17 protein-coding genes and 1 riboswitch are annotated in these 18,267 nt (G+C 61.1%); of the genes, 10 read left to right on the forward strand and 7 right to left on the reverse strand.

What is annotated here, in order from left to right:
• The first annotated feature begins 95 nt into the window (after positions 1-95).
• Both JET14_RS09315 and ndk read left to right on the forward strand, forming a co-directional pair.
• Entirely contained in the window at positions 96-764 is a 669-nt protein-coding gene (locus tag JET14_RS09315) for a glutathione S-transferase family protein (protein WP_200337765.1), read from the forward strand.
• A gap of 113 nt (positions 765-877) precedes the next feature.
• Entirely contained in the window at positions 878-1,300 is a 423-nt protein-coding gene (gene ndk, locus JET14_RS09320) for a nucleoside-diphosphate kinase (RefSeq protein ID WP_024709581.1), read from the forward strand.
• A 67-nt stretch (positions 1,301-1,367) separates the two neighbouring features.
• Here the strand turns inward: ndk and poxB are convergent, their stop codons facing one another.
• Together poxB and JET14_RS09330 are read right to left on the reverse strand one after the other, a co-directional pair.
• Positions 1,368-3,089 (reverse strand): ubiquinone-dependent pyruvate dehydrogenase, encoded by a 1,722-nt coding sequence (gene poxB / locus JET14_RS09325; protein WP_200337766.1) that lies wholly within the window; start codon positions 3,087-3,089, stop codon positions 1,368-1,370.
• Positions 3,090-3,313: 224 nt separating this feature from the next.
• On the reverse strand, positions 3,314-3,667 hold the full coding sequence (locus JET14_RS09330) for a hypothetical protein (RefSeq protein ID WP_024709583.1): 354 nt from the start codon (positions 3,665-3,667) through the stop codon (positions 3,314-3,316).
• Between the two features lie 78 nt (positions 3,668-3,745).
• Between JET14_RS09330 and JET14_RS09335 the strand changes: the two genes are divergently transcribed.
• Complete coding sequence (locus tag JET14_RS09335) at positions 3,746-4,174, forward strand: CoA-binding protein (RefSeq protein ID WP_200337767.1); 429 nt, start codon at positions 3,746-3,748, stop codon at positions 4,172-4,174.
• A 7-nt stretch (positions 4,175-4,181) separates the two neighbouring features.
• Here the strand turns inward: JET14_RS09335 and JET14_RS09340 are convergent, their stop codons facing one another.
• Complete coding sequence (locus JET14_RS09340) at positions 4,182-4,568, reverse strand: hypothetical protein (RefSeq protein ID WP_200337768.1); 387 nt, start codon at positions 4,566-4,568, stop codon at positions 4,182-4,184.
• Between the two features lie 123 nt (positions 4,569-4,691).
• Here JET14_RS09340 and JET14_RS09345 point away from each other — a divergent pair, with 123 nt between their 5' ends.
• Positions 4,692-5,975, forward strand: coding sequence for an O-acetylhomoserine aminocarboxypropyltransferase (locus JET14_RS09345; RefSeq protein ID WP_200337769.1), 1,284 nt, complete (start codon positions 4,692-4,694; stop codon positions 5,973-5,975).
• A 95-nt stretch (positions 5,976-6,070) separates the two neighbouring features.
• Here JET14_RS09345 and JET14_RS09350 read toward each other — a convergent pair whose 3' ends face one another.
• Entirely contained in the window at positions 6,071-7,294 is a 1,224-nt protein-coding gene (locus JET14_RS09350) for a GGDEF domain-containing protein (protein WP_200337770.1), read from the reverse strand.
• A 251-nt stretch (positions 7,295-7,545) separates the two neighbouring features.
• Between JET14_RS09350 and clpP the strand changes: the two genes are divergently transcribed.
• From clpP to JET14_RS09380, 6 genes are all read left to right on the forward strand, one after another.
• A complete protein-coding gene (gene clpP, locus JET14_RS09355) occupies positions 7,546-8,172 on the forward strand; it encodes an ATP-dependent Clp endopeptidase proteolytic subunit ClpP (RefSeq protein WP_200337771.1) in 627 nt (208 codons plus the stop codon).
• A 344-nt stretch (positions 8,173-8,516) separates the two neighbouring features.
• Positions 8,517-9,794: an ATP-dependent Clp protease ATP-binding subunit ClpX gene (gene clpX, locus JET14_RS09360; protein WP_200337772.1), complete on the forward strand. Its 1,278-nt coding sequence runs from the start codon at positions 8,517-8,519 to the stop codon at positions 9,792-9,794.
• A 241-nt stretch (positions 9,795-10,035) separates the two neighbouring features.
• Positions 10,036-12,453, forward strand: a complete 2,418-nt coding sequence (lon, locus tag JET14_RS09365) for an endopeptidase La (RefSeq protein WP_200337773.1) — start codon at positions 10,036-10,038, stop codon at positions 12,451-12,453.
• Positions 12,454-12,576: 123 nt separating this feature from the next.
• Entirely contained in the window at positions 12,577-12,939 is a 363-nt protein-coding gene (locus JET14_RS09370) for an HU family DNA-binding protein (RefSeq protein ID WP_256389217.1), read from the forward strand.
• Positions 12,940-13,113: 174 nt separating this feature from the next.
• Positions 13,114-13,265, forward strand: a riboswitch (FMN riboswitch).
• A gap of 94 nt (positions 13,266-13,359) precedes the next feature.
• The gene (locus tag JET14_RS09375; protein ID WP_200337774.1) at positions 13,360-14,241 is read left to right on the forward strand and encodes a DMT family transporter; all 882 of its coding nucleotides are present in this window, start codon (positions 13,360-13,362) and stop codon (positions 14,239-14,241) included.
• A 95-nt stretch (positions 14,242-14,336) separates the two neighbouring features.
• Entirely contained in the window at positions 14,337-16,535 is a 2,199-nt protein-coding gene (locus JET14_RS09380; RefSeq protein ID WP_200337775.1) for an esterase-like activity of phytase family protein, read from the forward strand.
• A 79-nt stretch (positions 16,536-16,614) separates the two neighbouring features.
• Here the strand turns inward: JET14_RS09380 and mazG are convergent, their stop codons facing one another.
• Genes mazG through JET14_RS09395 form a run of 3 tightly spaced genes read right to left on the reverse strand, consistent with a single transcriptional unit; the run spans position 16,615 to position 18,213 of the window.
• Complete coding sequence (mazG, locus tag JET14_RS09385) at positions 16,615-17,448, reverse strand: nucleoside triphosphate pyrophosphohydrolase (protein WP_200337776.1); 834 nt, start codon at positions 17,446-17,448, stop codon at positions 16,615-16,617.
• A 26-nt stretch (positions 17,449-17,474) separates the two neighbouring features.
• Positions 17,475-18,062, reverse strand: coding sequence for a nucleoside deaminase (locus JET14_RS09390; protein ID WP_200337777.1), 588 nt, complete (start codon positions 18,060-18,062; stop codon positions 17,475-17,477).
• Positions 18,055-18,213: a hypothetical protein gene (locus JET14_RS09395; RefSeq protein WP_200337778.1), complete on the reverse strand. Its 159-nt coding sequence runs from the start codon at positions 18,211-18,213 to the stop codon at positions 18,055-18,057. Before JET14_RS09395 ends, JET14_RS09390 begins: the two co-directional genes overlap by 8 nt.
• Between the last annotated feature and the right edge of the window lie 54 nt (positions 18,214-18,267).

Raw genomic sequence — 18,267 nt, forward strand, 5'->3', positions numbered from 1 at the left:
TATTAAGGATATACTACGCCGGCGGCAATCGCGCACCGGTCTTGAAACTTTTCGCAGCGCAGCACATTCTGTTCTTTGACAGAAGGAGTCATGCCATGAGCCGAGTACTCTATTCGCTTTGCGGCGCCGATGGCTCGGTGCCCTTTTCACCGCATTGCTGGAAGGTCGTCCTGGCGCTGAAACACAAAGGCCTGGATTTCGAGGAGAAGCCGGTCGGCTTCACCGAGATTGCCAAGCTTGAGAACGGGTTCTCCAAAACCGTGCCGATTTTGCGGGATGGCGATCAGCTGATTGCCGACAGTTTCGCAATCGCTATCTATCTGGAGCAGACCTACCCGGACCGGCCCTCGCTGTTTTCGGGCGAGGGCGGGCTTGCCATGGCGCGTTTTGTCGAGGCCTGGTCGCAGGCCACGCTGCATCCGGCGGTGACGCGCATTGCGGTAAAACACATTCATGACATGCTGGGGCCGGTCGATCAGGCCTATTTCCGCGAAAGCCGCGAGGCGCGCCTCGGCGCCACGCTGGAAGAGGTGGTCACGGGCCGCGAGGCGGAGATCGCCGCCTTTCCCGAAAAATGCGCGCCGCTCCGCAACATGCTGAAATTTCAGCCTTTTATTGGCGGAAACGAACCTCTCTTCTGTGACTATATCGTCTTCGGCGCGTTCCAGTGGGCGGCGCTCACCGGAAATACCGGCTTGCTCGACCCCAATGATCCCGTGGCGAACTGGTTCGAGCGCTGCCTCGAATTCACGCAGGAAGGCTGAGATTGCCCGCCTTTTCGGCGGATTGCGCTGCCGGATACGCTTCCATTTTGCTTCAAACACCTCTATACACCGGCCGAATTTCCCGAAACGAAATTTGCCAGAGGACGAATGATATGGCGATTGAACGCACTTTTTCGATGATCAAGCCGGATGCCACCAAGCGCAACCTGACCGGCGCCATCACCAAGGTTTTCGAGGAAAACGGCCTGCGCGTCGTCGCCTCCAAGCGCGTGTGGATGGCAAAGCGCGATGCCGAAGCCTTCTATGCCGAGCACAAGGAGCGTCCGTTCTTCGGTGAGCTCGTCGAGTTCATGTGCTCCGGCCCGACCGTCGTTCAGGTTCTCGAAGGCGAAAACGCCGTCCTGAAGAACCGCGAGATCATGGGCGCGACCAACCCGGAAAAGGCCGACGAAGGCACGATCCGCAAGACGTTCGCGCTGTCCATGGGCGAAAATTCGGTTCACGGTTCCGACGCTCCGGAAACCGCGGCGCGCGAAATCGCCTTCTGGTTCTCCGAAACCGAGATCGTCGGCTGAGGCCGATTGGTCTTGCCGGATGCTTTCAAAGCCCGCCAGACCGGCGGGCTTTTTTTCTTGAATGATCTCAGCGCAGGTTTGTCTTCGTCAGCTGAACCAGTTCGTCGCCGCGGCCGTTGAGGATCGCGCGCATCATGTAGAGGCTGAAGCCCTTGGCCTGTTCCATGGTGATTTGCGGGGGCATGGCGAGTTCCTGTTTCGCCGTCATCACATCGACCAGCACGGGACCGGGCGTCTTGAGCGCCTCGTCGAGGGCTGCGGGCAGCGCCTTGGCGTCTTCCACCTTGATGCCCTTCATGCCGGCAGCCTCGGCGATGCGGGCAAAATCGGGGCTGCTGAGATCGGTTGAATCGGAGATATAGCCGCCGGCCTTCATCTCCATGGCGACGAAGCCAAGCGAGCGGTTGTGGAAGACCACGATCTTGATCGGCAGGTTCAGTTGCGTGACCGACAGGACATCGCCCATCAGCATGGAAAAGCCGCCATCGCCGCACATGGCAATGACCTGCCGGTCCGGATCGATCGCCTGGGCGCCGATGGCCTGTGACAGCGCATTGGCCATGGAACCGTGCGAGAAGGAGCCGATCAGCCGGCGCTTGCCGTTCATGCCGACATAGCGGGCGGCCCAGACTGTCGGCGTGCCGACATCACAGGTGAAGATCGCGTCTTCCGTTGCCTTTTCGCTGAGCAGTTTCGCGAGATATTGCGGGTGAATATTACCCTTGGCGCTTCTCTCCGAGGCAAGGGAGTCCAGCGCTTCGCGGGCCTTCCTGTAGTGCTTGACGGCATTGTCGAGGAACTTGCTGCTCCGGTCTTTCTTCAGCTTCGGCAGCAGCGCGCGGATTGTGGAGCCAACGTCACCAAGAATGCCGAGATCGACCTGCGTATGCGCGCCCAGCGCTTCCGCGCGGGTGTCGACCTGCGCGATCTGCGCCTCCTCGGGGTAGAAGGCGCGATAGGGGAAGGATGAGCCGAGGATGAGCAGCGTATCGGCTGATTCCATCGCGTGGTAACCCGAAGAAAAGCCGATCAGCCCCGTCATGCCGACATCATAGGGATTGTCATATTCGATGAATTCCTTGCCGCGCATGGCGTGCACCATGGGCGATTGCAATGCCTCGGCAAGGGCCAGGACGTCGTCGCGGGCTCCGGCGCAGCCTGCGCCGCACAGAAGCGTGATATTGCTGCCGTTGTTCAGCAGTTCGGCGAGCCTGTCGATCTCCGCCTCGGGCGGCGTCATGGCCGGCTCGACCGGCGCATTCCAGCGGATTGCCGTATCGCCCGGCATGTCCTTCAGCGCGACGTCGCCCGGCAGGACGATGACGGCGACGCCCTTCTTCGCGATTGCCGTGCGCATGGCGACTTCGAGCACATAGGGCATCTGTTCGGGCGAGGAGATCAATTCGCAGTAGACGCTGCATTCGCGGAAGAGTTCCTGCGGATGGGTCTCCTGAAAATAACCGCTGCCGATCTCGGAGGACGGGATATGGGCGGCGATCGCAAGGACGGGAACGTGGTTGCGGTTGCAGTCATAAAGACCGTTGATCAGGTGCAGGTTGCCGGGCCCGCAGGAACCGGCGCAGACCGCCAATTCGCCGGTAAGATGCGCCTCCGCGCCGGCGGCGAAGGCGGCTGCCTCCTCATGGCGGGTGCCCATCCACTCAAGCGTCTTCAGCCGCCCGATGCTGTCGCTGAGGCCATTCAGCGAATCGCCGGTCACGCCCCAGATGCGTTTCACCCCTGCCGCGCCGAGATAGCGGGCAATGTAATGTGCGATGCTTTCTGCCATGGATAGCTCTTTTCCTTGCCTGGCGTCCTGGAGGAACCGGCAGCGGGCGCCTGCATCTGCCGGAGCGATCATCCGGCTCCGCTTATGACGAAGCTTGAGAAAAGACCATCGGAGATCAGCAAAAGCTTAACAACCGATCGACAGGAGGTGAAGCCCTGGCGTCGTTTTTCCGAAAGAGCCCGGCTACCGGAGCCTGGGCCTGAAGCGCTGATCAGGCGAAGCGTTCAGTTGTCATTGTCGCAATAGAACATGTCAAAGCCGAGCGTGTCGCATTCCGGCGGGCCGGGCCTGCAGGAGAGCGTCGGGCAACCCTTGGTGTCCCTGGTCGGCACGACCCGCTGCACGGCATGTCCGCCCTGGCCGAAACAGATGGTCGGGCTGTCGACGTAGCGGTCATAGAGGATGCGGCCGCTGCCGCTCGGCGACGGATAACGCAGGATGGCGGCGCCCTCGCGGTCAAGAATGCCGTGGACCTGATTGCAGGTCATGTCCTGAATGTCGTAACGATTGATCGGCTCCTGCGCCGTTGCGGAACCGGCCGCTGCCAGGAGCATTGCTGTTGCGAGAAAAAGCTTCATGATCTACCCAATGCCCTTGTCGGGGCTCCTCCATGCTCATGCACCAGGGTTTTATACCATAAGGAGAATTTCAGCACCATGACGCAACCTGCGGAAAAAGATGCACAAATTCGTGACATTCTGCGCTCGGTCAAACGCATCGCGCTTGTCGGCGCGTCGCCGAAACCGGAACGCCCGAGCCATCGGGTGATGGGTTTCTTGCTGTCGAAGGGTTACGCGGTGGTGCCGGTCAATCCCGGGCTTGCGGGAAAAGAAATTCATGGCGAGACCGTCTATGAAAGTCTTGCCGCGATCCCCGGCGCCATCGACATGGTCGATATCTTTCGCGCATCCGAATATGTCGGCGGCATTGTGGACGAGGCGCTGGCGCTCGATCCGCCGCCCGGGGTGATCTGGATGCAACTCGATATCGTCGACGAGGAGGCTGCGAAAAAAGCGCGGGCGAGGGGGCTGGACGTGGTGATGGACCGGTGCCCGGCGATCGAATATCCGCGGCTGATCGGCTGAGGCCGGCTCAGCCTTCGAAGCGCAGCAGGTCGGGATCGGCGCGCATCTCGCTCAGGATCTCGGCGTTCTCGCAATATTCGCGGAAATGTCGGTCTGCCGTGCAGCAGGCCAGATCATTGCGGCAGCGCTCTTTCGCGCGGCAGCCCGCGCAATTGGCCTGCATGCCGTAATAAAGGCGGCGATACTGGAATTCCGCCTCCACCGGATCGATGTTGAGCGCCTTCATCATTTCGCTCATTTCGCTGGCGTCGCGCGGCTCGGCCGTGGCAATGTCCTCTTCGGCGATCCGCTGGAGAAAAGCCAGGAGGGCGGCCTCTTCGCCTTCGAAATGGGCGGCGTCGCGCCAATCGGCATAACGGTCGCCGGCGCGATTGTCCTCAGTCAGAACGTCCATTGCGATGCTCCTATTGGTCGACAGCGATATTGACGTTTGTATAAAAGGCGACATTGATCTTGATCAAAACAGGACCGGCCGGAAGATCTATGGACGGTCCGCAGAACAGGGAAGGAATACTTGATGGACAACAGAGAACCGGGCTTTTCGACGCTGTCGATCCACGCCGGAGCGGCGCCCGACACCGCGACCAATGCGCGGGCGACGCCGATCTACCAGACCACGTCATACGTCTTCAACAGCTCCGATCATGCCGCTGCGCTGTTCGGGCTGAAGGAATTCGGCAATATCTACACGCGCATCATGAACCCCACCACGGCGGTTCTGGAAGAGCGCGTGGCGGCGCTTGAGGGCGGCGCGGCGGCGCTCGCGGTCGCCTCGGGCCATTCCGCGCAGCTTCTGACCTTCCACATGCTGATGCAGCCGGGCGACAATTTCGTCGCCGCGCGCCGGCTTTATGGCGGTTCGATCAACCAGTTCGGCCATGCCTTCGAGAATTTCGGCTGGTCCGTGCGCTGGGCCGACAGCGGCGATATCGACAGCTTCGCCGCCCAGATCGACGAGCGCACCAAGGCCGTCTATATCGAAAGCCTTGCCAACCCCGGCGGCACCTTCGTCGACATCGCCGCGATCGCCAAGGTCGCGCACGATTACGGCCTGCCGCTGATCGTCGACAACACCATGGCATCGCCCTATCTCGTCCGGCCCATCGAACACGGCGCCGATATCGTCGTGCATTCGCTGACAAAGTTCCTGGGCGGCCACGGCAATTCCATGGGCGGCATCCTGGTCGACGGCGGCACTTTCGACTGGTCGAAATCCGGCCGTTACCCGATGCTGAGCGAACCGCGGGTCGAGTATGACAATATCGTGCTGCATGAGGCTTTCGGCAGCATGGCCTTTGCGCTCGGCGCGCGCGTTCTGAGCCTGCGCGACCTCGGACCGGCGATCTCGCCGTTCAACGCCTTCATGATCGCGACCGGTATCGAGACGCTGCCGCTGCGCATGCAGCGCCATTGCGACAACGCGCTTGCCGTCGCCAAGTGGCTGAAACAGTCGGACAAGGTGGCCTGGGTCGGCTATCCGGGGCTTGAGGACGACGAGAACCACGCCCTGCAGCAGCGCTATTCGCCGAAGGGCGCGGGCGCCGTCTTCACCTTCGGCCTGAAGGGCGGCTACGAGGCCGGCAAGACCTTTGTCGAGGCGCTTGAACTGTTCTCGCATCTGGCCAATATCGGCGACACCAAGTCACTGGTTATCCACCCCGCATCCACAACCCATGCACAGCTTACGCCGGAACAGCAGGTTGCCGCCGGCGCCGGGCCGGATGTAGTGCGCCTTTCGGTTGGCATCGAGGATCTTGCTGATATCATTGCGGATCTCGAGCAGGCCTTCGCCAGGATCTGACGGACGGACGAAGCCGGAGACGATGCCGAGTACGGGCGATCCACAGGGTCGCCCGTTTTTCGTTCAGGCTTATCCACAGGACCGCGCGGAAGCAGTCACGCCTGAAGCCGGTCCGCCGGCGCCGGCGTCTCTTCGGGCCCGTAGGCAATGATGCGGTCGCGGCCGCCGTTCTTGGCCTCGTAGAGCGCCTGGTCGGATTGCGAGAGCATTCTCTCCAGGTTGAATCCGGCCCCCGGTTGAACCGCGATGCCGATGCTGACGGTCAGCGGCGACGAGCCGGCAGCCTGGCGTTGACCGGCATCGGCGAGCCGGCCCCGGATTCGCTCGGCAAGGCCGGTCGCCGTGCGAACATTGTCGACCTTTAGAAAGACGGCGAATTCCTCGCCTCCGGTCCGGCCGAAGAGATGCGTCCGGCCGACCTCTTCTTCCACGGTCTGCGTGAATGCGATGAGCGCGACGTCTCCGGCGCTGTGCCCGAAGCGGTCATTGACCGATTTGAAATGATCGATGTCGATCGCCAGATAGGCGAAAAGGTCGGAGGGCGCGGCGGTTTTCAGACGCTCGCCGATCCTCTCGAAAAAGCCTCGGCGGTTGAAAATGCCGGTGAGAGGATCATGGAATGCGAGTTTCCTCAGGTGGAATTCGTATTTTTCGATCGACAGCCAGACGGCCAGGCAGACCTTCGCCGAAAACAGCACGAAGCCCGCGACCAGCGTGATCGACGTCAGCGTGCCCTGATGCAGAACGGCCGGTTTTTCCAAGACATAGAAGACTGCGACGGCGAGAGCCGACAGGGCTTCGAGCAGGAAAATCGCCGGAATGGCCAGATGGAAGCGCACCTCCTCGAATGCGGCATGGCGGAAAAGGAAGTGCGGGACATAGACGGCAATGGCGATGACGGCGAGGCAATAACTGGCGACGGCGGCGACAGGCCCGAGTGCGGACAGGCTGAAGAGGACGAAGGCGACGAACCAGAGGCAGACGCAAAGCGCCGTGAAGCGGAGCGGCCGGTCCTTGCCGTAAAGCGAGAGCAGGCCTGCCGCCGACAGCGCTTCGGCGCTGACAAGCGCGGCAACCGGCAATGCAAGCAAAAGCCGTGCGTTCGCTGTGACATAGGTCAGGCCCAGAAGCCCGAGCCCCATCAGGGCAAGCGCTGCCGACCAGAGCAGGATGAACAGTCGGTCCCTGTTGCGCAGCCAGAGCGGCAAAAGCAGGACGGAGAGCAGAATGCAGTCCGCCGCCCAGGCAAGAACGGCTGTCAGATTATAGTGCAAAGCCGAAGACCGCTCCCAGAATTCAACAACACGGTGCGGGTTCATACCCGTCCTGCCGCGGAGGCACCACATTTCGCCATGGACCATTTCTGAAGTTAAACGATTTAAATCTGGATGCCGTAATCTTCCCGGCTTTGCTTCCGGGCCAAATCCCGCGCCGCGGCAGGCAAGCCGCCGCCAACTGCGGCGCGGTGACGCAATCCATCTCTTGAAGTGACCGGGTCTGGCACTCTATGTAGGAGAGCAATGAAAGATTCGATTGAAAACGGTTCCGATCAGCCGGCCGAAGGACAGACATGACAAATCCCGTAGATACCGCGATGGCGCTTGTGCCCATGGTTGTCGAGCAGACCAATCGCGGCGAACGTTCCTATGACATCTATTCCCGCCTGCTCAAGGAGCGGATCATCTTCCTGACCGGTCCGGTCGAGGATCATCTGGCATCTCTGATCTGCGCCCAGCTCCTCTTTCTCGAGGCGGAGAACCCGAAGAAGGAAATCGCGCTTTACATCAATTCGCCCGGCGGCGTGGTGACCGCCGGCATGGCGATCTATGATACGATGCAGTTCATCCGCCCGGCGGTTTCGACGCTGTGCATCGGCCAGGCGGCCTCGATGGGTTCGCTCCTGCTGGCCGCCGGCGAAAAGGGCATGCGCTTTGCCACGCCGAATGCGCGGGTCATGGTGCACCAGCCCTCCGGCGGTTTCCAGGGCCAGGCATCCGATATAGAACGCCACGCCCGCGATATCCTGAAGATGAAGCGCCGCCTCAACGAGGTCTATGTCCGCCATTGCGGACAGACTTACGAAGAGGTTGAAAAGACGCTCGATCGTGACCATTTCATGGATGCCGGCGAGGCGATGGAATGGGGCCTGATCGACAAGGTCATGACATCGCGCAGCGAAATCGAGGGCGGCAACTGATCCTCAGCCAGGAATCCGACGTATCGGTTATCGAGCGGCGCTCTCCCGCGTCGGTCGGAATGCTTTCGGCGTGACACGGAACCGGATGCGCATTGAAGGCGATTCGGGATCACGATTGCGTTTTTTGGCTTTAAACCGGTGCTGAAGCCGTTAATAGTATGGAAAACCGGAGATGTTATCCCGGTTTTTGGAGTTATGGCGTTGTTTCGCGTTTGCGCCTGTTGCCTTGTAAATCTGCCGCGTCGTTTTGTTGCCCTGATGTTTTGAAAGCATTTGGACGTGCGGTGGAAGCGAAAATATGAGGCCGTTCACATGAAGGAACGGCTGACTGGAAGGAAGTGATAATGAGCAAAGTCGGCGGTAACAATGGCGGTGACTCGAAGAACACGCTCTATTGTTCCTTTTGCGGCAAGAGTCAGCACGAAGTCCGCAAGCTGATCGCTGGCCCGACCGTATTCATCTGCGATGAATGCGTTGAGTTGTGCATGGACATCATCCGCGAGGAGAACAAGACCTCGATGGTGAAGTCGAGCGACGGCGTGCCGACGCCGCAGGAAATCATGGGCGTTCTGGACGAATATGTGATCGGCCAGAGCCATGCGAAACGTATTCTCTCGGTGGCGGTGCACAACCACTACAAGCGTCTGTCTCACGCCTCCAAGAGTTCCGACATCGAACTGTCGAAGTCGAACATCCTGCTGGTCGGCCCGACGGGCTGCGGCAAGACCTATCTTGCCCAGACGCTGGCCCGCATCATCGACGTGCCCTTCACCATGGCGGACGCGACGACGCTGACGGAGGCCGGCTATGTCGGCGAGGATGTCGAGAACATCATTCTGAAGCTGCTGCAGTCGGCCGACTACAATGTCGAGCGCGCCCAACGCGGCATCGTCTACATCGACGAGGTCGACAAGATTTCGCGCAAGTCCGACAATCCGTCGATCACCCGCGACGTCTCGGGCGAGGGCGTGCAGCAGGCATTGCTGAAGATCATGGAAGGCACGGTTGCCTCCGTGCCGCCGCAGGGCGGCCGCAAGCATCCGCAGCAGGAATTTCTGCAAGTCGATACGACCAATATCCTGTTCCTGTGCGGCGGCGCCTTTGCCGGCCTCGACAAGGTGATCTCCGCGCGCGGCGAACGCACGTCGATCGGCTTCGGCGCTTCGGTGAAGGCGGCCGACGACCGCAAGGTGGGCGACGTGCTGCGTGACCTGGAGCCGGAGGACCTGGTCAAGTTCGGGCTGATCCCCGAATTTATCGGTCGCCTGCCGGTGATTGCAACGCTGGAGGATCTCGACGAGGAAGCCCTTGTCCAGATTCTGACGGCGCCGAAAAACGCTCTGGTGAAGCAGTATCAGCGTCTTTTCGAGATGGAAGACGTCGAACTGACCTTCCACGAAGATGCCCTGACAGCGATTGCCCGCAGGGCCATCGAGCGAAAGACCGGCGCGCGCGGCCTGCGCTCGATCATGGAGAAGATCCTGCTCGACACAATGTTCGAGTTGCCGGCGATGAAGGGCGTGCGCGAGGTGGTGATTTCGGACGAAGTGGTCTCCGGAACCTCTCAGCCGCTCTACATCTACGCCAATCGCTCGGACGACAAGGCGAACGCCTCGGCATAGGCCTGGCGTCGGGCAGGCATGACTGGGAAGGCAGGGCAGGGTCCCTGCCTTCGTCGTTTCTGACGGCGAACCTGATCCAACGCCTGCGCTGGCCCGTTGTTCCTTCGAAAACGGGGCAAAGGTTGAAATCGGCCTTTCAAAGCGCCACTTGTTCCGCAACAACTGAAAAGAACGCTCGGACTGTCTCCCAGCAGTCCGTCAATGCCCGGTTAACCGCCGGGCTGCCTGAAAGGAAAAAGACATGACGCAGAACGCGCCTGCAGCGGAAAATGCTGCGTTCCCGGTGTTGCCATTGCGTGACATTGTGGTTTTCCCCCACATGATCGTTCCGCTCTTCGTCGGTCGCGAGAAGTCCATTCGCGCCCTGGAAGAGGTGATGAATGCCGACCGCCAGATCATGCTGGTCACCCAGGTCAACGCCAGCGATGACGACCCCGAACCCGATGCGCTCTATCGCATCGGCACGATCGCCAATGTGCTGCAGCTGCTGAAGCTGCCCGACGGAACCGTCAAGGTTCTGGTCGAGGGCAAGGCGCGTGCGGCCATCGGCGACGTGCGCCTGGAGAACGACTTCTACGAGGCCAATGCCGAGATGCTCGGCGAGCCGGAGGAAGATGCAGTTGAGATCGAGGCGTTGGCCCGCTCGGTGGTTTCCGAGTTCGAGAACTATGTGAAGCTGAACAAGAAGGTGTCCCCCGAGGTTGTCGGCGCTGCCGGCCAGATCGAGGACTACTCGAAGCTTGCCGACACGGTTGCCTCGCATCTTGCGATCAAGATCACCGAGAAGCAGGAAATGCTGGAAACCACCAGCGTCAAGGGACGTCTGGAAAAGGCGCTCGGCTTCATGGAAGGCGAGATCTCCGTTCTGCAGGTCGAAAAGCGCATCCGTACCCGCGTCAAGCGGCAGATGGAGAAGACCCAGCGCGAATACTACCTGAATGAGCAGATGAAGGCCATTCAGAAGGAACTCGGCGAGGGCGAGGACGGCCGCGACGAGATGGCCGAGCTCGAGGAGCGCATCAAGAAGACGAAGTTCACCAAGGAAGCCCACGAAAAGGCTGAGGCGGAGATGAAGAAGCTCCGCAATATGAGCCCGATGTCGGCGGAAGCGACCGTGGTGCGCAATTATCTCGACTGGCTCACCGGCCTGCCGTGGAATACCAAGTCGAAGATCAAGCGCGACCTGAAGCTTGCTGAGAAGGTGCTCGAAGAGGATCATTTCGGCCTCGAGAAGGTCAAGGAACGCGTCGTCGAGTACCTCGCGGTGCAGGCGCGCGCCAAGAAGCTGAAGGGGCCGATCCTCTGCCTCGTCGGCCCGCCCGGCGTCGGCAAGACCTCGCTTGCCCAGTCGATCGCCAAGGCGACGGGTCGTGAATATGTGCGCATGGCGCTCGGCGGCGTTCGCGACGAAAGCGAAATCCGCGGTCATCGCCGCACCTATATCGGCTCGATGCCCGGCAAGATCGTCCAGTCGATGAAGAAGGTCGGCAAGAACAATCCGCTCTTCCTGCTCGACGAGATCGACAAGATGGGCGCAGATTTCCGCGGTGATCCGTCCTCGGCTCTGCTCGAGGTGCTGGACCCGGAACAGAACTCGACCTTCATGGATCATTACCTGGAAGTCGAATATGACCTGTCCAACGTGATGTTCATCACCACGGCGAATACGCTCGACATTCCGGGCCCGCTGATGGACCGCATGGAGATCATCCGCATTGCCGGCTACACCGAGCAGGAGAAGCTGGAAATCGCCCGGCGCCATCTGCTGCCGAAGGCGATCCGCGAGCATGCGCTGAAGCCGGAAGAGTTTTCGGTCGATGATGCCGCGCTGACGCGGACGATCCAGCAGTACACCCGCGAGGCGGGCGTGCGCAGCCTTGAGCGCGAGCTGATGAAACTTGCCCGCAAGGCGGTGACCGAGATCGTCAAGGGCGACAAGACTGCCGTCCATATCACGGCCGACAACCTCGAGGACTATCTCGGCGTACAGCGCTTCCGCCACGGCGAGGCGGAAGGCGACGATCAGGTCGGCGTGGTCACCGGTCTTGCCTGGACGGAGGTCGGCGGCGAGCTTCTGACGATCGAAGGCGTGATGATGCCCGGCAAGGGCCGCATGACGGTGACGGGCAATCTGCGCGACGTCATGAAGGAGTCGATTTCGGCGGCGGCATCCTATGTCCGCTCGCGCGCTGTCGACTTCGGCATCAAGCCGCCTATGTTCGACAAGAATGACATTCACGTCCATGTCCCGGAGGGCGCGACGCCCAAGGACGGACCGTCGGCGGGCGTCGCCATGGCCACCGCGATCGTCTCGGTGATGACCGGTATTCCGGTCAACAAGAACGTGGCGATGACGGGTGAGATCACGCTGCGCGGACGTGTTCTGCCCATCGGCGGGTTGAAGGAAAAACTGCTTGCGGCTTTGAGGGGCGGCATCACCAAGGTGCTGATCCCGGAAGAGAATGCCAAGGACCTTCCGGAGATCCCGGACAATGTGAAGAACGGCCTGGAGATCGTGCCCGTGTCACGCATGGGCGAGGTCCTGCAGCATGCCCTTCTGGAGATGCCGCAGCCGATCGAGTGGGACCCGGAGACCGATCCGGTGTCCATGTCCGCCGATGAATCGGACGCCGAATCGAACAAGACCGTGGCGCATTAAGGCCGAAATATCGCCACTTTTCAGGGGCTCCTGTGGAAAAGGGGTCCCTGAGGTCGCGCTTTGGTCGGCCTTTTCCGTACAAATTGCCCCAAGCCTATTGCAATTCCTTGAAACGCAGGGCTTTTGAATGTCAGCGGGTGTCGGTCAAAGCGTCGCCGGGGCCCGAGAAACAAGAGATCCGTTTCGAACCATTTGAGAAAGGGTGGAAACATGAACAAGAGTGAACTCGTAGCATCCGTTGCCGAAAAGGCCGGTCTGTCCAAAACCGATGCCGCTTCTGCTGTCGACGCCGTATTCGACGCCGTGCAGGGCGAACTGAAGAACGGCGGCGAAGTGCGCCTCGCCGGCTTCGGCGCCTTTACTGTTTCGCACAGCGCCGCGCGCAAGGGCCGCAACCCGTCGACGGGCGCCGAGGTCGATATTCCGGCGCGCAACGTTCCGAAGTTCACGGCCGGCAAGGGTCTCAAGGAAGCTTGCAACTCTTAAGCATCCGCCGTCTTCTGACAGGCTGTTGACCCGGAGCGTTCCGCTCCGGGTTTTTTGTTGTCTGTATTGTTGACGAACAGTTACCAAGCCGGCTCACAGATAAGACTTGCCGGACCCCCTGCAGTTCATTACATCTGAGCCGACAAATCGCCGCAGCGAGCAGGGCTTTCTGCGGCACATTCTCGGGGCGGGGCGAGATTCCCCACCGGCGGTAAGCGTTTCCGACGCAAGCCCGCGAGCGCCTTCCCGCAGAGCGCGGGAAAGGGTCAGCAGATCCGGTGCGAAACCGGAGCCGACGGTCAAAGTCCGGAAGGAAGAGAATGCAGGCTGACGCGGGTCCGGTTTTCGCCGATGGCCCGCGGCAACCATGCGTCGTCCCGCATTCGGTGCGCCTTGAGCGCTGTGAAGGATCGAGACCGTATGGGCAAGGCAATCTATCGTTCTCCAGCATTGACCGGCGCATTCTGGATGGTGCTTGCCGGCGTGGTGTACGCCGCAGGCAATGTGCTGATCCAGCAGTTGACCATGAAGATGGGCTTTGCGTCCTCCTCCGTCGCCTTCTGGCAGTATGGGATCGCCCTGCTGTTCGCCATTCCCTATCTGTGGCGCACGGGGCTTGCAGTCATGCGCACGGCCTATCCCGGTCAGCACATAGCGCGTGTGGCGCTTTCCGCGCTCGGCGTGCAGGCCTGGGTGTTCGGTCTTCAGTCCGTCCCGATCAGCCAGGCGATCGCCCTGGTGATGACGTCGCCCTTCTTCATCATCGTTGGCGCCAAGCTGTTTCTGGGCGAACGCGTCGGTCCGTCGCGCTGGATCGCGACGGCCGTCGGCTTTTCCGGTGCGCTGCTGATCCTCCAGCCCTGGTCTGCGAGCTTCACCTGGGCGGCGCTGCTGCCGGTTCTCTCCGCGCTGCTGTGGGGCGGAACATCGCTGATCACCAAGAAGCTGACGGCGCATGAGCGGCCGGAATCGATCACCGTCTGGCTGCTGATGCTGCTGACGCCGATTAACGCCCTGGTCGCGGTCGGCGGCGGTTTCGCCGTGCCCATGGGCGACGCCATCTGGATCATGCTGGCGCTCGGGCTGATGACGGTGCTGGCGCAGTATTTCCTCACACTTGCCTATTCCAGCGCGGATGCAGCTTACGTCCAGCCCTTCGATGACCTCAAGCTGCCGCTCAACGTGCTCGGCGGCTGGCTGGTCTTCGGATTTTCGCCCGACACGCTGTTCTGGGTCGGCGGACTGATGATCCTCGGCGCGTCGCTCTCGATCATGATGATCGAGCGCAGGCGGGAGCGCTGAGACAAATCTGTCATGCCGGCGTCATCAAGACGTAATCATCCTGTCACGGGCATGACGCACAACCCTCCGGTATTTCAATCCCAGGAGGGAACCCCATGAAACTGCGCCTTTCCGGTGCGGCGCTTACCGCCGCGCTTCTTGCATCGGCCGCCATTCCGGCATCCGCCGACCCGGTCTTCAATCGCATCGCCGTTTTCGCCGTCAACGAAAACCTTCCGGCAGACATGGACGCCGCGAGCGCCACCTCTGCGGAGATCATCACCGCGACCGAGGACGGCAACATGCTCGTCTATTCCGACAGCCCGCTTGAAGCCGTCGGTTTCATCGACATTGCCGACCCGCGCGCGCCGAAGGCCGCCGGCACCATCAAGCTTGAGGGCGAACCGACCTCGGTTGCCGTTTCCGGTGCCAAGGCCTTTGTCGGCGTCAACACCTCGGAAAGCTTCACCGCGCCCTCCGGCTTCCTCGGCGTCATCGACATCGCGTCGAAGACCCTTGAGGCGCAGTGCGACCTCGGCGGCCAGCCCGATTCGGTCGCCGTGTCTCCCGATGGCTCGATCGTGGCCGTCGCCATCGAGAACGAGCGCGACGAGGACCTGAACGACGGCGAAATTCCGCAGATGCCTGCCGGCGACCTGGTGATCATCTCGCTGAAGGACGGTGTTGCCGATTGCGCTACGACCAAACACGTCGCCATGACCGGCTTTGAGGAACTGACCGCGCCGAGCGATCCGGAACCGGAATTCATCGACATCAACGACGAAAACGAGATCGTCGTGACAATGCAGGAAAACAACGGCATCGCCATTGTCGACGGCAATACCGGCGCGGTGAAGGCTCACTTCTCCGCCGGCACGGTTGACCTGACGGGCATCGACACCGAGAAGGGCGGCAAGCTCGACTTTACCGGTTCGCTGAACGACGTTCCGCGCGAGCCCGACACCGTCAAGTGGCTCGACAATGACCGCTTCGTCATCGCCAATGAGGGCGACTACAAGGGCGGTTCGCGCGGCTTCTCGATCTTCTCCGATACCGGTGAACTGCTGCATGAGGCCGGCGCTTCCTTCGAGCGCGCCGTAGCCTCCATCGGTCACTTCCCGGACAAGCGCGCCGGCAAGAAGGGCGTCGAGCCGGAAGGCCTGATCGTCGGCCAGTATGGCGATACCAACTACCTCTTCGTCATGTCCGAGCGCGGCTCTGTCGTCGGCGTCTACAATGACAATGTCCAGGATGCGCCCGAACTGGTCCAGCTTCTGCCGTCCGGCATCGGACCGGAAAGCGGCGTCGCCATTCCCGCCCGCAACCTGCTGGTCACCGCCAATGAGGAAGACCTCGGCCCCGACGGCGGCGTGCGCGCCCATGTGATGCTCTACGCCTATGAAGAGGGCGAGGCGGACTATCCGCAGATCGCTTCCGACGTCTCCCGCGATCCGCTGATCGGCTTCGGCGCGCTCTCCGGTCTTGCTGCCGATCCGGCGGACGCCTCGAAGCTCTATGCGGTCAATGACAGCTTCTATTCGGGCCAGCCCTCGGTCTTCATCATCGACGCTTCGAAAAAGCCGGCGCTGATCACCGACGCGATCCGCGTGACCCGCAATGGCGAGCCTGCCGAAAAGCTCGACCTCGAGGGCGTAGCCGTCGACGGCAATGGCGGCTTCTGGCTGGCGTCTGAAGGCAATCCCGACAAGGACGTGCCGCACGCCGTTCTCCACATCGACGGCACAGGCGAGATCACCGAAACCATCGACCTGCCGGAGGAACTCCTTGCCAACCAGACGCGCTTCGGCATGGAAGGCATCACCACGGTGGGCGAGGGCGATGATCTGACGCTGTGGATGGCCGTGCAGCGCGAATGGGCCGATGACGCCAAGGGCTTCGTCAAGCTTCTGGCCTATACGCCGGCAACAGGCGCGTGGGGCGCGGTCTCCTATCCGCTGGAAACGCCGGAAAAGGGCTGGATGGGCCTTTCGGAAATCACAGCCAATGGCGAGAACGTCTATATCGTCGAGCGTGACAACCAGATCGGCGCGGCCGCAAAGGTCAAGAAGCTGTTCAAGGTATCGCTTGCCGACATGAAGCCGGCCGCGATCGGCTCGGAGCTTCCCGTTGTCGAAAAGCAGGAAGTCGTCGACCTTCTGCCGCTGATGAAGTCGGCCACCAACGGCTATGTCGTCGACAAGATCGAGGGCTTCACCATCGCTGCCGACGGCACGGCCTATGCCGTGACCGACAATGACGGCGTGGATGACAGCTCCGGCGAGACGCTGTTCTTCACGGTTCCGATGAAGATGTAACGAGACGAGGCCGGCGATAGGCCCGTTCCTGAAAAGAGAGGCCGCGGCGCGAAGGCGCTGCGGCCTTTTCCGTTCCGACCTACTTCAGCCTGCGTTCGATCGCCTTGGCATCCTGCCAGAGCGCTTCCATGCGCTCCAGCGTCGCGGCGTCGAGACTTTCGCCGTTTTTCTCAAGAGACCGCTCTATATGATTGAACCGAAGCCTGAATTTCGTGTTGGTGCCGCGCAGCGCCTGTTCGGGGTCGGTCTTGGCGTGGCGACCGAGATTGACGGCGGCGAAGATGAGATCGCCGAGTTCGTCAGCGATCTTTGCCTGATCGCCACTGGTCAATGCCTGACGCAGCTCGCCGATTTCCTCCTCGAACTTGTCGAGGATCGGCTCGGGTTCCGACCAGTCGAAACCGATGCGGGCGGCCTGTTCCTGCAGCTTCAGCGCTTCCGTCAGAGCCGGGAAGCTGCGCTGGACATTGCCGAGATGGCCCGCCTTGAAATCTTCGGTGACGCCGGCCTTTGCGCGCCGTGCTGCACGATCGGCCTTTTCCTGCCGTTTGATTTCGTCCCACTGGATCTTCACCGTCTCGGGCGTATCCGCGTCGTTGCGGGCGAAGACATGCGGGTGGCGGCGGATCATTTTCGCGGTGACCGCATGCACGACATCGCCGAAGGCAAAAAGGCCGTCCTCCTCGGCCATGCGGGCGTGGTACACGACCTGCAGCAGGAGATCGCCGAGTTCGTCGCACAGATCGTCGAAATCCTTCCGCTCGATCGCGTCGGCCACCTCATAGGCTTCCTCGATCGTGTAGGGCTTGATGGTTTCGAAGTTCTGCTTGATGTCCCAGGGGCAGCCGCTATCCGGATCACGAAGGGCTGCCATGATGTCGATAAGGCGGGCGATGTCGCGGGAAGGCTCCAATGGAATGCTCCGTTGCGTCGGAAATGTCATCCAAGCGGGATGCTGGTCTCGCCCTTATGCGACTGGTAGGTCTCGGACGCAAGCGCATAGCTCGCCTTGATTCTCTCGATCCGGGCCAGGAAACGGCTGCTCTCCGGTTCTTCCGCAGCATTGGCCATGTCCACGATCGAACGCGCTTCAAAGAAAGCATTGTGCCGCCGGTAGCCGCCGGGCTCGAGCCCGTAGAGCTCCTTCATGATCTTCAGGTCATGGGGAATGCCGAAGCTGTCGCGCGAATCCTCGTGGCTGAAGAAATAGAAATAATTGTCGAACCCGGCCCAGGTGATCGCCGACATGCACATGGTGCAGGGTTCATGGGTGGAGAGGAACAGAAGCTCCTTCGTGTCGGGTTTCACCGGCAATTCGTAAAACTGCTTCAGCGTGTGCACCTCGCCGTGCCAGAGGGGGTTAGCCGTCTCGTCGTTGGTGCCGGCGATGACGAGAGAGAGATCGGATTTCCGCAAAATGGCGGCGCCGAAAACCTTGTTGCCGGCTTCGACCCCCTTCGAAGTGAGGGGCAGGATATCCTGTTCGATGACGTTAAGCAGGCGTTCGGCCAAAAGCGCATCATTCATGCATGTTCCCCTTGCTCGCAGGCTCTTTTGCGCCCTCAGTTAAGGGGGCAGTCATTTCGCGCGCAAGGGATGAGATGCCCGCGAAGGCCAAATTTGCTGTGCCGATGCCGGAATTGAGGAATGAAATGTTCTCCGGCGCATCGTCGCGCATTTTCGTTTCTTCAAGCGCGGGCCAACGCAGTTCATCATTCCGGTATCAATGGAA

This window comes from Martelella lutilitoris (assembly GCF_016598595.1).
GTDB lineage: Bacteria > Pseudomonadota > Alphaproteobacteria > Rhizobiales > Rhizobiaceae > Martelella > Martelella lutilitoris_A.

What these genes read in the sequence shown, in the direction of transcription:
- JET14_RS09315 (WP_200337765.1), top strand. Translation starts at nt 96, where the DNA reads ATGAGCCGAGTACTCTATTCGCTTTGCGGCGCCGATGGCTCGGTGCCC.
- ndk (WP_024709581.1), top strand. Translation starts at nt 878, where the DNA reads ATGGCGATTGAACGCACTTTTTCGATGATCAAGCCGGATGCCACCAAG.
- poxB (WP_200337766.1), bottom strand. Translation starts at nt 3,089, where the DNA reads ATGGCAGAAAGCATCGCACATTACATTGCCCGCTATCTCGGCGCGGCA.
- JET14_RS09330 (WP_024709583.1), bottom strand. Translation starts at nt 3,667, where the DNA reads ATGAAGCTTTTTCTCGCAACAGCAATGCTCCTGGCAGCGGCCGGTTCC.
- JET14_RS09335 (WP_200337767.1), top strand. Translation starts at nt 3,746, where the DNA reads ATGACGCAACCTGCGGAAAAAGATGCACAAATTCGTGACATTCTGCGC.
- JET14_RS09340 (WP_200337768.1), bottom strand. Translation starts at nt 4,568, where the DNA reads ATGGACGTTCTGACTGAGGACAATCGCGCCGGCGACCGTTATGCCGAT.
- JET14_RS09345 (WP_200337769.1), top strand. Translation starts at nt 4,692, where the DNA reads ATGGACAACAGAGAACCGGGCTTTTCGACGCTGTCGATCCACGCCGGA.
- JET14_RS09350 (WP_200337770.1), bottom strand. Translation starts at nt 7,294, where the DNA reads ATGAACCCGCACCGTGTTGTTGAATTCTGGGAGCGGTCTTCGGCTTTG.
- clpP (WP_200337771.1), top strand. Translation starts at nt 7,546, where the DNA reads ATGACAAATCCCGTAGATACCGCGATGGCGCTTGTGCCCATGGTTGTC.
- clpX (WP_200337772.1), top strand. Translation starts at nt 8,517, where the DNA reads ATGAGCAAAGTCGGCGGTAACAATGGCGGTGACTCGAAGAACACGCTC.
- lon (WP_200337773.1), top strand. Translation starts at nt 10,036, where the DNA reads ATGACGCAGAACGCGCCTGCAGCGGAAAATGCTGCGTTCCCGGTGTTG.
- JET14_RS09375 (WP_200337774.1), top strand. Translation starts at nt 13,360, where the DNA reads ATGGGCAAGGCAATCTATCGTTCTCCAGCATTGACCGGCGCATTCTGG.
- JET14_RS09380 (WP_200337775.1), top strand. Translation starts at nt 14,337, where the DNA reads ATGAAACTGCGCCTTTCCGGTGCGGCGCTTACCGCCGCGCTTCTTGCA.
- JET14_RS09390 (WP_200337777.1), bottom strand. Translation starts at nt 18,062, where the DNA reads ATGAATGATGCGCTTTTGGCCGAACGCCTGCTTAACGTCATCGAACAG.
- JET14_RS09395 (WP_200337778.1), bottom strand. Translation starts at nt 18,213, where the DNA reads ATGCGCGACGATGCGCCGGAGAACATTTCATTCCTCAATTCCGGCATC.